This window comes from Nocardioides bigeumensis (genome assembly GCF_039531755.1).
Taxonomy (GTDB): domain Bacteria; phylum Actinomycetota; class Actinomycetes; order Propionibacteriales; family Nocardioidaceae; genus Nocardioides; species Nocardioides bigeumensis.
In genome coordinates, this window is record NZ_BAAAQQ010000002.1 from 153,551 (window position 1) to 167,756 (window position 14,206).

At 72.1% G+C, this 14,206-nt stretch carries 9 protein-coding genes and 2 tRNA genes; 9 read left to right on the forward strand and 2 right to left on the reverse strand.

Translation table 11 applies throughout. The features are described from left to right. Positions 1-36 precede the first annotated feature (36 nt). The 9 genes from metG to tig all read left to right on the forward strand — a co-directional run bounded on the left by metG (position 37) and on the right by tig (position 8,322). Entirely contained in the window at positions 37-1,845 is a 1,809-nt protein-coding gene (metG, locus tag ABD295_RS01990; RefSeq protein WP_344301920.1) for a methionine--tRNA ligase, read from the forward strand. A gap of 125 nt (positions 1,846-1,970) precedes the next feature. Beyond that, entirely contained in the window at positions 1,971-2,828 is an 858-nt protein-coding gene (locus ABD295_RS01995) for an alpha/beta hydrolase (RefSeq protein WP_344301921.1), read from the forward strand. Next, a complete protein-coding gene (locus ABD295_RS02000; RefSeq protein ID WP_344301922.1) occupies positions 2,825-3,877 on the forward strand; it encodes an App1 family protein phosphatidate phosphatase in 1,053 nt (350 codons plus the stop codon). Before ABD295_RS01995 ends, ABD295_RS02000 begins: the two co-directional genes overlap by 4 nt. A gap of 50 nt (positions 3,878-3,927) precedes the next feature. Continuing rightward, complete coding sequence (locus ABD295_RS02005; RefSeq protein WP_344301923.1) at positions 3,928-4,437, forward strand: ribose-5-phosphate isomerase; 510 nt, start codon at positions 3,928-3,930, stop codon at positions 4,435-4,437. Next, positions 4,430-5,287, forward strand: a complete 858-nt coding sequence (locus tag ABD295_RS02010) for an Fpg/Nei family DNA glycosylase (protein WP_344301924.1) — start codon at positions 4,430-4,432, stop codon at positions 5,285-5,287. Before ABD295_RS02005 ends, ABD295_RS02010 begins: the two co-directional genes overlap by 8 nt. Before the next feature lie 41 nt (positions 5,288-5,328). Then, a complete protein-coding gene (locus ABD295_RS02015; RefSeq protein WP_344301925.1) occupies positions 5,329-6,432 on the forward strand; it encodes a PP2C family protein-serine/threonine phosphatase in 1,104 nt (367 codons plus the stop codon). A 100-nt stretch (positions 6,433-6,532) separates the two neighbouring features. After that, positions 6,533-6,606: transfer RNA gene (locus ABD295_RS02020), tRNA-Gly, on the forward strand. A gap of 45 nt (positions 6,607-6,651) precedes the next feature. Continuing rightward, a tRNA-Pro gene (locus tag ABD295_RS02025) sits at positions 6,652-6,727 on the forward strand. A 194-nt stretch (positions 6,728-6,921) separates the two neighbouring features. Continuing rightward, positions 6,922-8,322 carry a trigger factor gene (gene tig, locus ABD295_RS02030; RefSeq protein ID WP_344301926.1) on the forward strand — a complete coding sequence of 467 codons (1,401 nt, stop codon included), beginning with the start codon at positions 6,922-6,924 and terminating at the stop codon, positions 8,320-8,322. Positions 8,323-8,444: 122 nt separating this feature from the next. Here tig and ABD295_RS02035 read toward each other — a convergent pair whose 3' ends face one another. Further along, positions 8,445-10,643: a glycoside hydrolase family 3 N-terminal domain-containing protein gene (locus ABD295_RS02035; protein ID WP_344301927.1), complete on the reverse strand. Its 2,199-nt coding sequence runs from the start codon at positions 10,641-10,643 to the stop codon at positions 8,445-8,447. Next, positions 10,643-14,083 (reverse strand): GH36-type glycosyl hydrolase domain-containing protein, encoded by a 3,441-nt coding sequence (locus ABD295_RS02040; protein WP_344301928.1) that lies wholly within the window; start codon positions 14,081-14,083, stop codon positions 10,643-10,645. Before ABD295_RS02040 ends, ABD295_RS02035 begins: the two co-directional genes overlap by 1 nt. Positions 14,084-14,206 lie beyond the last annotated feature (123 nt).

Below are 14,206 nucleotides of genomic sequence, written 5' to 3' on the forward strand. Positions count from 1 at the left end.
GTCGAGGTGTCGCGCGTCGTTACTAGGCTCTGGTCCATGAGTCATGTCCTGTCCGCCGTCGCCTGGCCGTACGCCAACGGCCCGCGCCACATCGGCCACGTGGCCGGTTTCGGTGTGCCCTCCGACGTCTTCAGCAGGTACATGCGGATGGCCGGCCACGATGTCCTGATGGTCTCGGGCACCGACGAGCACGGGACGCCGATCCTGGTGGCCGCCGACCAGGAGGGCGTCTCGGCCCGTGTCCTGGCCGACAAGAACAACGCGATCATCGTCTCGGACCTGGTCGACCTCGGGCTGTCGTACGACCTCTTCACGCGGACGACGACCGGCAACCACTACCTCGTCGTGCAGGAGCTCTTCGAGACCGTGCACCGCAACGGCTACATGGTCGAGCAGACGGCGCAGGCCGCGATCAGCCCGTCGACCGGGCGCACCTTGCCCGACCGCTACATCGAGGGCACCTGCCCGATCTGCGGGTACGCCGACGCGCGCGGCGACCAGTGCGACAACTGCGGCAACCAGCTCGACCCCATCGACCTGATCAACCCGCGCAGCAAGATCAACGGCGAGACGCCCGAGTTCGTGGAGACGCAGCACTTCTTCCTCGACCTGCCCGCGCTGGCCGAGTCGCTGGGGGAGTGGCTCGACGAGCGCGACGCTAGCGGCACCTGGCGGCCCAACGTCATCAAGTTCTCCAAGAACCTCGTCGAGGACCTCAAGCCGCGGGCGATGACGCGCGACATCGACTGGGGCATCCCGGTGCCGCTCGACGGGTGGCGCGACCAGCCGACCAAGCGGCTCTACGTCTGGTTCGACGCGGTCATCGGCTATCTCTCGGCGTCCATCGAGTGGGCGCGACGCCTCGACCAGCCGGATCGCTGGCGCGACTGGTGGAACGACGCCGACGCCCTGGCGTACTACTTCATGGGCAAGGACAACATCGTCTTCCACAGCGTCATCTGGCCGGCCGAGCTGCTGGCGTACGACGGCCGCGGCGACCGTGGTGGCGAACCGGGCGCCTACGGCGAGCTCAACCTGCCCACGGAGGTCGTGTCGAGCGAGTTCCTGACCATGGGGGACCAGCAGTTCTCGACCAGCCGCGGACACGTGCTCCTCGTGGGCGACTTCCTGGCCCGCTACGGCCCGGACGCCCTGCGCTACTGGATCTGCGCCGCCGGCCCCGAGACCTCCGACGCGCCCTTCACCTGGGCGGACTTCGTGACCCGCAACAACTCCGAGCTGGTCGCCGGGTGGGGCAACCTGGTCAACCGGACCGCGACGATGGTGGCCAAGAGCTTCGGCGAGATCCCCGCGGCCGGACCCCTCGAGCCCGTGGACGAGCAGGTGCTGGCCGCCGTGCGCGCCGGCTTCGAATCGGTCGGCGACCTGCTCCGCCGGCACCGCCTGCGCGCCGCGACCGCCGAGGCGATGCGCGTCGTGGGCGAGGTCAACAAGTACCTCACCGTCACCGAGCCCTACAAGATGAAGGACGAGTCGCAGCGCGAGCGCCTCGGCACCGTGCTGCACGTCGCCGCGCAGTGCGTCCTCGACTGCAACACCCTGCTCGCACCGGTGCTCCCGCACGCGTCCAACAAGGTCTGGACGACCTTCGGAGGAGAGGGTGTCTTCATGCCCATGCCGCGCACCGAGACCGTCGAGGAGCTCGATCCCGGCCACGGCGCGGGGCTCGACTTCTACCCGATCATCACCGGCGACTACTCCGCGACTCCGGCGTGGGAGAGCCGCCCGGTCACGGTGGGGGCGAAGGTCGAGAAGCCGACACCGATCTTCACCAAGCTCGACCCGTCGGTGGTCGACGAGGAGCTGGCTCGCGTCCCGGGCTGATCGTTGGGCCACAACCGTGCAATTGCTGGGTTGTTGTCCGGCCAGGACCCGAATCAGGACCACAACCAGACAATTGCGCGGTTGTTGCCCTCCTGTGGGGCCGCCCAGCCTGACAGGCTGACCGCATGACGGGCGAGGTGACCGAGAAGGACCGGGCTGAGGTCGCGGAGACCCGGGCAGGGGCGGCCGAGGACGCGGCCGTCGAGCCCCGAGAGCAGATCGCGTCGGTGCGTGACGTCGACGCGGGCGGCGTCCCGTGCCGGTTCTACTCACCGACCGAGCCGAGGGGCGTGCTGCTCTACTTCCACGGCGGCGGCTTCGTGTACGGCGACCTCGACACTCACGACGCGCACTGCCGCCGGATGGTCAACCGGTCGGGCTGGGCGGTGCTGGCGGTGCACTACAGGCGGGCGCCGGAGCACGCGTTCCCTGCGGCGGTGGACGACGCCGAGCAGGTCGCCGACTGGTTGCTGACCGAAGCGCAGGGCCGCCACCGCCTCGTCGTCGGCGGCGACTCGGCCGGCGCCAACCTGGCGCTCACCGTCGCGCTGCGGCATCCGGACCGGTTCGTCGGGCAGCTGCTCGTCTACCCGTTCCTCGACCCGTCCTGCGACAGCTACGACCGGTCGGTCCCGGACCCCGACTTCGGCATGGAGGACCTGGTGTGGTTCTGGCGGATGTACCTCCAGGGCCAGGGGGCGGCCGGCGACCTGCGCGCCGACCCGCTGCTCGCGGCGTCGTACGCCGGTCTGCCGCCCGCCCTCCTGCAGCTGGCCGAGCTCGACGTGCTCACGCCACCGGGTCGGCTGCTCGCCGACCGGCTCGCCGGTGACGGCGTGCCGACCGACGTCGTGGTCTACCCCGGGGTCGGGCACGGGTTCTGGCGCCATGACGACAACGACCAGGGCGAGCCCGCTCTGGCCGACGTGGCCAGGTTCCTGAGACGTTTCGAGCCGCCTGCGGCGGGTACCGGCCCGTCATGACCCGACCCCACCTCGCCGGTGCCGTCGAGGACGGCTGGAACCGCGCACTCGGCGGCGCGCTGCGGTCGCGTGGCTGGCGGCACCTCGTGGTGCCGCACACGGGCTATGCCCGCGCGGGGGCCGACGGGTTCGTGCGCGTGCTCGCGCGGGTGGTCCTGGGCCCCGACGCGGACCCGCGCCTGGGGGCCGAGCGGGACGAGCGCCGCGCCTACCGCCGGGGCTGGCGCAACTTCCTGACCGCCGAGGCGATGGACGTCGAGGTGGTCGTCGAGATCGGGGGAGCGACGTACTCGACACGCACCGATCGATCCGGGCACGTCGACCTCCGGCTGCCGGTCTCCGGGCTCGAGCCGGGCTGGATCGAGGCGACGCTGACCGCCCCCGGCTCCGAACCCTCCGTCGCGCCGATCCTGTCGGTCGACCCCGCCCAGACCTTCGGGCTGGTCAGCGACATCGACGACACCGTGTTGCAGACCTCGCTGCCGCGGCCGCTGCTGGCGGCGTACAACACGTTCGTCGTGCAGGAGCGGTCGCGCCGGCCGGTGCCCGGCATGGCCTCGCTGTACGACGCCGTGCTGGGCCGGCGCCCCGGAGCGCCGACGGTCTACGTCTCCACTGGCGCCTGGAACACCGCTCCGATGCTGTCGCGCTTCCTGGCTCGCCACGGCTACCCGCCCGGGCCGCTGATGCTCACGGACTGGGGGCCGACGAACACGGGCTGGTTCCGCAGCGGCCAGGAGCACAAGCACGCCTGCTTGGAGTCGCTCGTCGCGGACTTCCCGTCGATCCGGTGGCTGCTCGTGGGCGACGACGGGCAGCACGACCCGGAGATCTACGCAGACTTCGCCGTCAAGCATCCCGATCGCGTCCGCGCGATCGCCCTGCGGGAGCTGTCGGCCGCCCAGCAGGTGCTGAGCCACGGCACGCCGACCGAGAAGGCCGAGTCGGCCGGCGCGCACCCCCCGGCCGGCGTACCGGAGGTCCGCGGGCCGAACGGCGACGCGATCGCGGCCGACCTCCTGCCCCTCGTGTCCGGGCCACCCGACTGACGGTGCCGCCTGACCGACCCGTCTGAGAGACCCGCTGGCAGACTTTGGGCATGCGCGTCCACATCGGGTCCGACCACGCCGGCCTCGAGCTCAAGGCCCACCTGCTCGCCCGGCTGACCGAGCTCGGTCACGAACCCGTCGACCACGGACCGTTCGTCTACGACGCGCTCGACGACTACCCCGTCTTCTGCCTGCGCGCCGCGGCCGCGGTCGTGCGCGACCAGGAGGCCGGCGTCGAGGCGCTCGGCATCGTGGTCGGAGGCTCCGGCAACGGCGAGCAGATCGCGGCCAACAAGGTGCCGGGCGTGCGCTCGGCGCTGGCCTGGTCCGACGAGACGGCCAGCCTGGCCCGCGAGCACAACGACGCCAACGTGATCTCCGTCGGCGGCCGGATGCACACCCTCGAGGACATGACGCGCTTCGTCGAGATCTTCCTGGCCACCCCGTTCAGTGGCGACGAGCGGCACGTGCGCCGCATCGGCATGCTGGCCGACTACGAGTCCACCGGCACGCTGCCGCCGCTCCCCGAGAGCGCGCAGGGTCTCGGGCCGGATGCCTGAGGGACACACCCTCCGCCGGCTCGCGGATGCGCTGACGGACGCCTTCGCCGGTCGTGTGGTCGGGGTCAGCTCGCCCAACGGCCGCTTCGCCGCGGACGCCGAACAGCTCGACGGCACCCTCCTGGTCGGCGCCGACTCGGCCGGCAAGCACCTCTTCGTCGAGCTCGACCATCTCGGCGTGGCCCGCTTCGTGCACATCCACCTCGGGCTGATCGGCAAGCTGGACATCGTCACCGGCGCCGACGAACTGCCGCCGCCCGTCGGTGAGGTGCGCCTGCGGCTGGCCGCTCGCGACGCCCGCGACACGTCGTACGCCGACCTTCGCGGGGCCATCGTCGTCGACCTCGTGGGCGCCGCCCGGCGCGACGAGGTGATCGCCCGGTTGGGGCCCGACCCGTTGCGCCCCGACGCGCAGCCCGAGCGCGCCTGGGCGCGCATCTCCAGGAGCAGCCGCCCGATCGGTGACCTCCTGCTCGACCAGCAGGTCACCGCGGGCGTCGGCAACATCTACCGCTGCGAGGTGCTCTTCCGGCACCGGATCCACCCGTTGCGCCCGGGCAGGACGCTGCGGCGCGGGCAGTGGCAGGCGATCTGGGACGACCTGGTCGTGCTGATGGCCGAAGGCGTGCGCACCGGACGCATCGACACCGTGCGGCCCGAGCACACGCCGGAGGCGATGGGGCGCCCGCCGCGGCAGGACCGGCACGGGAGCGAGGTCTACGTCTATCGGCGCACCGGCCAGCCGTGCCTGGTCTGCGGGAAGGCGGTGCGCTCCGACGTCTTGGCCGGGCGCAACCTGTTCTGGTGTGGGCATTGTCAGCGCGTGTACCGCTCGCGCGCTCTACAGTAGGGCGACCACCACGCCACTGAACGCCCGAAGGACCACCCCTCATGAGCGCTGAACGCGTGGAGATCGCGCGTCCCGGGGGCCTTCTCCGTCGCCGCTGGCTCTCCTGGGCGCGCGGCCTCGAGGAGTCCGAGAGCGGGCCGTTCCTCGTCCTGATGGCCCTCAGCATCGCCTTCGCGACAGCGATCGCGGTGTGGCCCGAGTGGCTGCCGCCCAGCGTGATCCTGCTGCCGCTGACCCTGGGCTCGGTGACGCTGGGCCCGCGCCAGCTGCCGTGGTTCGTCGTGGCCAGCCTCGGCTTCGTCGCGCTCAGCGTGCCCCTGCAGGCGGAGCTCGGCGCCCGGCTCATGGTGTCCTACGGCCTGATCTTCGTCGTCGGCTTCATCTTCCTGGTCATCTCCTTCCGTCGTACGACGCTCGGCGTCGCGGGCTCGCGGGGAGAGTCGATGCTCGTCGAGCTGCGCGACCGGATCATGCGGGTGAGCAACCTCCCGCGGCTGCCGGGCGACTGGTACGCCGAGGTGGTGCTCCGCTCCGCGGGAGGTACGCCGTTCGCGGGCGACTTCGTGGTCGCGGCGCGTCCGGGCAACGGTCAGCGGCTCGAGATCGCCGTCGTCGACGTGTCGGGCAAGGGTGCCCAGGCGGGCGTGCGCGCGCTGCAGCTGTCCGGGGCCTTCGGCGGCCTGCTCGGCGCGGTGCCGCCCCACATGTTCCTGGAGGCGGCCAACGACTACCTGCTCCAGCAGGAGTGGGCCGAGGGCTTCGCCACGGCGATCCACCTCTCGGTCGACCTGAAGACCGGCGTCATCGAGGTGCGCAGCGCCGGACACCCGCCCGCGGTCAAGCTCAACGCGGGCATCGGGCGCTGGTCGGCGGTGCCCTCGGAGGGGCCCGCTCTCGGGCTGATCCCGCACACGACGTACGCCTGCGTGCACGGCCAGCTGCGCCGCGGCGACGCGATCATGCTCTACACCGACGGCCTGGTGGAGACGCCGACGCGCGACATGGGGCTCGGCATCGACCGGCTGCTCGGCCAGGCGGAGCGGGTGCTGCGCTCCGGCTTCGACACCCAGGGCATCGAGAAGCTGATCGAGACGCTCGGCTCGCGCCACGACGACCGGGCGCTGCTGGTGCTCCACCGACGCTGAGCCCAGCCCCGGAGGGGCAGCCGATTGGGACGCGCCGGGCCGCTCTGGCACCATGACACCCGCTGGTCGTGAGACTGTTCACGCCGTCCGGGGCCAGCGCGCGGATGTAGCTCAATGGTAGAGCCCCAGTCTTCCAAACTGGCTACGCGGGTTCGATTCCCGTCATCCGCTCCAGACGGCTCCCGATGTCCAGAACCTGGCGCCGGGGACCGCTGAAACCGGGGCGTAGCGTAGTGGCTAGCGCGCCTGCTTTGGGAGCAGGAGACCGCAGGTTCGAGTCCTGTCGCCCCGACCAGTTCCACCGACGCCCGGACGTCTCGATTCGGGCCGCTTACAGGCGTGCACTACGCTGGCGGATGGCTTCCCGGGGGATCCGCGACGCGTGTCCGCAGCCGGGCGTGTGACTCGTCTGAGGCCGCCGCCCGCACCCCCAGTCACTGAGCACCAGTCCCTGCACCACATCCCTTGGCATTGATCGGAGAAACACCTGTGAAGAGCGCCGTCGAGACCTTGAGCCCGACCAGGGCCAAGCTGACCGTCGAGGTGCCCTTCGAGGAGCTCAAGCCGAGCCTCGACGCGGCGTACAAGCAGATCGCCCAGCAGATCAACGTCCCCGGCTTCCGCCGCGGCAAGGTCCCGCCGATGGTGATCGACCGCCAGGTCGGCCGCGGGGCGGTGCTCAACGAGGCGATCAACGACGTGGTCCCGAAGGCGTACGCCGAGGCGCTGCGCGAGAACGACCTGGTCCCGCTGGCCCAGCCCGAGATCGAGGTCACCAAGCTCGAAGACAACGAGTCCCTGGAGTTCACCGCCGAGGTCGACATCCGGCCCGAAGTCGAGCTGCCGTCCTACGACGACCTGTCGGCGACCGTCGACGACATCACCGTCAGCGACGACGACGTCACCGAGCAGCTCGACGCCCTGCGCGAGCGGTTCGCCACCCTGAGCGACGTCGAGCGCCCGGTCGCCGACGGCGACTTCGTGGTCATGGACCTCAAGGCCACCCAGGACGGCGAGGCCGTCGAGGGTGCCGAGGTCGCCGGGATGTCCTACAAGGTGGGTCGCGGCGGCATGCTCGACGGGCTCGACGAGGCCCTGCTCGGCATGAGCGCCGGCGAGGAGAAGGTGTTCACCTCCCAGCTCGTGGGCGGCGACCTGGTCGGACAGGACGTCGAGGTCGCTGTCTCTGTCGCGCAGGTCCAGGAGCAGGAGCTCCCCGAGCTCGACGACGACTTCGCCCAGCAGGCCAGCGAGTTCGACACCATCGGCGAGCTCACCGACGACGTGCGCGAGCGGCTCGGCCGCGGCAAGCGACTCGAACAGGCCGCCGCTGCCCGCGACGCCGTCCTCGAGTCGCTCATCGCGAAGGTCGACGTGCCGCTCCCCGACGCGCTCGTCGACGAGGAGGTCACCGCCCGCCGGCGCAACATCGAGCAGCAGCTGGCGTACGCCGGGCTGACGATGGACGCCTATCTCGAGGAAGAGGGCCAGACCCTCGAAGAGTTCGAGGCGGACAACGAGCGGCACGCCCGCGACTCCCTGGTCGGCCAGATCCTGCTCGACGAGATCGCCAAGAAGGACGAGATCGGCATCGAGCAGGCGGAGCTCCAGGAGCACATCATCCGGCGCGCGCAGCAGTCCGGGCAGGACCCGCAGTCGTTCGCGAACCACATGTTCGAGCACAACCACATCCCCGAGCTGGTCGCCGAGATCCGCCGGGGCAAGGCGCTCGCGCAGATCGTGGAGTCCGCGACGGTCACCGACGCCTCCGGCAACCGTGTCGAGCTGAAGAACCTCCTGCCCGACGGCACCATCGGCGAGCCGGTGGCCGAGGTCGACGGGGACGAGCCCGACGAGACGCCCGCCGAGGAGTCCTCCGACAAGGAGTGACCTGCTCGGCCGCGCTCGTGAACCAACAGCGCGGCAGCGTCAGCCGAAGCCGTCTCGGTCGAGCCCTGCGAAGACCAGCCGCGGCCGTCCGTCGACGAGCAGCTGCTTCGCGCTCAGCTCGATCACGGCGTCCCCGCCCAGGTGGGGTCGGTGCCGGTGACGCTCAGTGAGACCGACTGCAGGTGGGCGGCGTCGGGACCGGTCATCAGCACGATCTCGCCCGCGTCGAGGCGGGCGACGTGGTCGGGTCCGAAGTAGACGAACGCCGCACCGGACACCTCGAACGTCACGTCCTCGCTCGCGCCGGCGCCCAGCTCGACCCGGCGCCAGTCGAGCAGCTCCACGAGCGGACGGGTGACGCGGGCCACCGGGTCGCGGAAGTACAGCTGGACCACTTCTCCGCAGTCGCGATGGCCGGTGTTGGTCACCCGCACGGAGACGGTGACGGACCCGTCGGCGGCCACTCCGGGGGCAGACAGCATGGGCGCGTCGTACGACACCGACGAGTAGGTCAGCCCGTGACCGAACGGCAGCCGGGGATGGGTCAGCGCATCGACGTAGCGACCCTCCTGGTGGTCGACGTCAGCCCGGATCAGCCGCCCGGTGGGCCGTTGGTGGGTGCTGGTCGGGATGTGGCCGGTCGAGAGGGGGAACGTCATCGGCAGCCGGCCGACCGGGGGGTTGGCACCGGTGAGCACCTCGGCCAGGGCGGGACCGGCCTCGACCCCGGGGTGCCAGACGACGAGCACGGCGTCGGCCAGGTCGAGCACGGCCGTGAGGTCGAGCGGGCGGCCCGTGTAGACGACCGCGACGAGCGGCTTGCCCAGACCGGCCAGCGCACGCAGCCCGTCGAGCTGGCCGGGGGGCAGGCCGAGGTCGACGACGGAGTTGGCCTCGCCGGAGCGGCCCGGGTGCTCGCCGAGGAGCACGACGGTGGTGTCGGCGGTGCGGGTGAGCTTGAGCGTCTCGTCGGCGAACCGGCCCTGGTCGACGGTCAGCCGGTCGCCGAGCGCCTCGCTCAGGGCCGCGGCCGGGGTGACGACGTCGTCGCCGCGCCCGTCGAGCACCCACGTGCCCAGCAGTGCGTCGCCCTCCTCGACGAACGCACCGGTCAGCAGGACCGTGCCGTCACTGTCGAGCGGCAGCACCCCCTCGTTGCGCACCAGCACGTGGGCGGCGTGGGCGGCGCGCCGGGCGAGGGTCCGGGACTCGGGGGTGGGCTCGTTGCCCGTCGGTCGGCGTTCGGGCGTCGCCGACCCGTCGAAGAGGCCCAGGCGGAACTTCATCCGCAGCACCCGTCTGCAGGCGTCGTCGACGAGCTCCTCGGCGACCTCGCCGGAGCGCACCAGGTCGGCGAGGTGGTCGCGGTAGGCACCGCTGACCATGTCGAGGTCGACGCCGGCCACGATCGCCAGCCGGGCCGCCTCCCGGTTGTCCGTCGCCACGCCTTGAGACACGATCTGGCCGATGCCGTTCCAGTCCGCGACCACCACGCCGTCGAAGCCCCACTCGTCCTTCAGGACGTCGCGCAGGAGCCGCCGGTGAGCGTGCATGGGAGTGCCGTCGACGTCGTTGAAGGACGCCATCACGCTGAGCACCCCGGCGTCCACGGCGTCGCGGAACGGACGCAGGTGCAGGTTGCGCAGGGTGTTCTCGCCGACGGACACCGTGTCGTAGTCGCGCCCGCCCGCCGACAGGCCGTAGCCGACGAAGTGCTTGGCGCAGGCGCCCAGCCGGTCGGGTGACGACGGGTCGTCCCCCTGGAAGCCCGCCACCGCCGCCGCCGCCATCCGGCCGGCGAGCACCGGTGCCTCGCCGAACGACTCGGCGACGCGTCCCCAGCGCGGTTCTTCGGAGATGTCCATCATCGGGGCGAAGGTCCAGGCGATCCCGTCGACGGCCGCCTCTCGGGCAGCGGCCTCGGCGCAGTCGCGCACCAGATCGGGGTCGAACGAGGCGGCCAGTCCGAGCGGGATGGGGACCACCGTGCGGTGGCCGTGGATCACGTCGCGGCCGAAGAGGACCGGGATGCCGAGGCGGCTGCCGCCGACGGCCTGCTCCTGGATCTCGTCGATCACCCCGGCCAGGACGCCCTCGTCGCGGATGTTGCCCGCGGTGGCGCCGGAGGCGTACAGGCTGGAGCCGATCCCGCCGGCACGCAGCGTGTCGGTGTCGGCGGCGAGGTCGATGTTGGCGACCTGGTGGGTCTGGCCGACCTTCTCCTCGAGCGTCATCTCGGCCATCAAGGCGGCGACGCGGGACTCCAGGTCGCGAACCGGGTCGAGGGCAGGGTCGAACCAGGGTGCTGCGGGGGCATCCATCAGAAGGTCTCCACGTGGAGGTCGTGCCCGGCGGCGACGGCCGCCACCAGGTCGTCGGTGCGCACGGTCGCGCCGGGGCGGCGGTGCGGGTTGCTCAGCGCGGACAGCTCCAGCTCGCGGTCGCCCGCCGTGACGCGCCGGACGCCGACACCCTCGGGCCCGACCGCGTACTGGAGGCGCGCCTGGTGACCGCCCACCCGGACGAGGGCGACGAGGCCGTCGGCCTCGGGCGGCAGGACCGGGTCGATCTCGACTAGACCGGCCCGGCGGCGTACGCCGAGGAGCCGCTCGACCACCAGGCGCAGCGCGAGTCCGGGGCCGGAGGAGTAGACCCGCCAGCCGCCCTCGAGGGGAACCTCGCCCGCCATGAGGTCCGCGTAGCGAGCCGAGGCGTCGGCGCGGTCGGAGAAGGCGCCGTCGGAGGAGGAGTAATAGCAGCTGCGCTGGCGCGGCCGGCTCTGCGGGACCCGGTCGCTCAGCCCCCACGGGCTCACCTGGGCCAGGGCGCGCAGCAGACCCGCCCCGTCGCCCACGCGGGCCAGCGCCTCGGCGTACCGCAGGTGGGCATGCATGTACATCAGCCCGATCTCCCGGCCCCAGAACGTGCTGGCCTCGGCGCGCTGGAAGACCTCCATCGGGCCGCCACGGTAGGCCACCGGCTTGTCGAAGAGCCGCGCGCCGTCCGGACCGAGCAGGTGCTTTTCGATCAGCGCGAGGTGCCGGGCGGCGTCGTCGGGGCCGAGCACGTCGGAGGCGATGGCGTGGATCCATGGCAGCACGCCGAAGGTGAGACCGGTCCGCCCGTCGCGCGGGTGCACCAGCGGCTCGGGGGCGGACCCGACGTCGGTGTCGTCGAAGAGCAGGTAGCCCGGCAGCACGCCGTCGATGAGCGCGGTCGTGCCGATCTCGGCGCGGGTGCGCGCCGACATCTCCGCCGCCGTCGCCGCCAGCGATGCCGCCGCGCCGGTGGTGACGAGCCCGGCCGCGAGTGCGTCGAGGGCCTGCACCTGCAGGACGGCGGTCCACACCGACGCCAGCTGCTCGGCCAGCCGCGGGTCGGCGGGCTGGAGGGAGTCGTTCCAGTCGCCGTGGCCGTACGCCGGCAGCGCTGTGCCCGGGACGGCCATCGCCTGGATGCGCTCGACCGCGCAGCGCAGGTGCTCCTCGACCGTCGCGGGCTCGGTCGGTCCGTCGTCGCCGACGAACGGCACCTTCTCCTCGAGCAGGCTCGCGTCGCCGGTCGCCTGCAGGTGCTCGCCGACGGCGAGCAGCGGCCAGAAGACCACGTCGCCGTGCGAGTCCTGCTGGCCGTGGTGAGCCGATCCGGCAGGCGGGGCCGTGAACTCGAAGGCCTGAGCCCAGTCGCCCCGGGCGTTCTGCGCGCGCAGGATCCGCAGCAGCACGTCGCGGACGACGTCGTGCCGGTCCAGCGCGGTCAGCAGGCCGACCGGGCCCTGGCAGACGTCCCGGGTGCCCCAACCACCGCCGCTGAACTGCTCGAGACCGCGGGGCGAGAGGTAGTGGACCAAGGCGTCGTGGGCGAACCACGGGGCCGCGGCGGCGAGCGAGGCCACCTGGTCGGCGGCCGGGCCCCCTGCGGGGGCCTCCACGACGAGCGAACCGGTCACCGACTGCCAGAACTGCTGTCCCCACCGTTGCGCCGGGTCCCCGTCCTGGTCGTGATCGTCGTCGCGGCTGGACGTCAGTCGCAGCACCCACGGCTGGTCCCCGAGAGCGGGAGCGTCGAGGACGATCCACTCGGCGTCCCTGGTCGCCATTGCGTCACCGCCGTCGACGGTCCAGTCGTCGACGCGGGCGTCACGGTCGAGGTGCAGGGTGGCGCGCACCCGCGGCGGCGTACCGGACAGGACGCGCACCTCGAGCGCCAGCTCGTGCGCGGCTGCCGGAGCGCGGGACGTGACCTCGATCAGCCCGCCGTCCCCCGTGGCGTACCACCACCAGGCAGCGTCCAGCCCGAGGCACCAGGCGCTCGGCGTCTCCAGGAGGCGCCAGCCCGCGCCCGTGTCGACCAGCAGACGCAGTCCGTGGTGGCGGAACAGGCCGAGGTATGACCGTCGACCGCTCAACAGCGGCTCGCGGCCCACGTGCCCCCGGGTGACCTGGGAGTGGAAGACGCCGCCCATCCAGACGGTCGAGGTGAGGCTGCCGGCGTCGGGGGTCAGGGTGTCGCCGGTGCGGAGCAGCTGCCCGTGCGGCCGCAGCACGGCGAGCTCCTTGGCCGCCGTCACGACCTCGCCGCGAGCGCACTGCCACGCGGCCCAGTGGTCGCCCGCCTCTTGAGAGCCGTCCGCTTGATGGCCCTCCTCGACCCAGCCGACGGTGCCGGTCAGGCCCAGGTCCGCCAGCTCGAGCGCGGTCAGCTCTCGGCACTCGAGCACCGGAGCGCAGGCCAGGAGACGGCCGGTGTCGGTGTCTGTGTCGGGGCCGGTGTCCGGCAGCGTGGAGGGGGCCTCGACCCGAGCCGGCGTCAGTGGTGCGAAGGCCGCCAGGGCGGTGTCGAGGTGGTGGGCGTCGCCCGGCCCGGTGGCGTCGGGGTGGTCGCGCAGCAGCAGGCCCGCGAAGCCGAGGGCGACGGTGTGCCCGGCCGGAAGGTCGACCGCTTCGGCCTGGAGGGCGACCAGCGTGTGCTCGTGCTGGAGCCGCCGCGACGGAAGGTCCACGTCGAGCCCGGTCCAGAGGGCGCCTCGCGGCGTCCTGGTGAGGAGCTGGTGCGCGTCCGTGGCCCAGCCGACGGCGCGGTCGAGGCAGCCGACGAGCAGCCATGGTGCCGCCGGTCCCGGCATGTTCTGACGGACGGCGAGAGCGGTCCCGTGCGCGTCCGTGTCGACAGGGGAGACGTCGAGGTACTGGCTCACGTAGTACTCGTTGGTGTGCACCGCGTCCGGGTGGGCGAGGGCAGGGTCCTGCGTGAGCACAGCGTCCAGCCGGACCGGGCTTTCGCCGTGGTTGGTCACCTGCAGTGCCCACCGCCACGCCAGCGCCCCTTCCGTCTGCCCGTCCCTCTGCCCGTCCGTCTGCCCGTCCGTCTGCCCGTCCGTCCCCCCGCCGGCCAGCTCGAGGGTCAGCTTGTAGGCGAGGCCGTCCCATCGGCCGGTGGCGACCAGCGCGCCGTCGACCACGTCGACGGTCCCGGGCGAGAGCGGTCCGAGCAGGGGTCGGTGACGCGGGCCCTCGTCGTCGTGGCGGCGCAGGTGCACGTTGGTAGGGCCCGCCTCGGCGATGCCTGCGGGGTAGAGCAGCAGGCTGATCGGGTCGCCGCCGGACGCGGCTTCGAAGCGCGTCAGGCCGCCGTGCGACGCGGCCTCGACGACGAGGCCGGCCGCCGACTTGATGGGCGCCGAGTGGACGGAGGCCGAGTGGACGGCGGCCGAGTGGATGGACAGTGGATCGTTCCCGAGAGAAGCCTGGTCACGGCTCATGGCACTCATGCCTACCAGTTACCGACGATCGATCGTCAGGGGGAAGGCGCGTGTAAATACGTGTAAGAAGACGCCGTCTCGCAACAGGTCCTCCATGAAGGTACTTACATGACCGCCGACGAG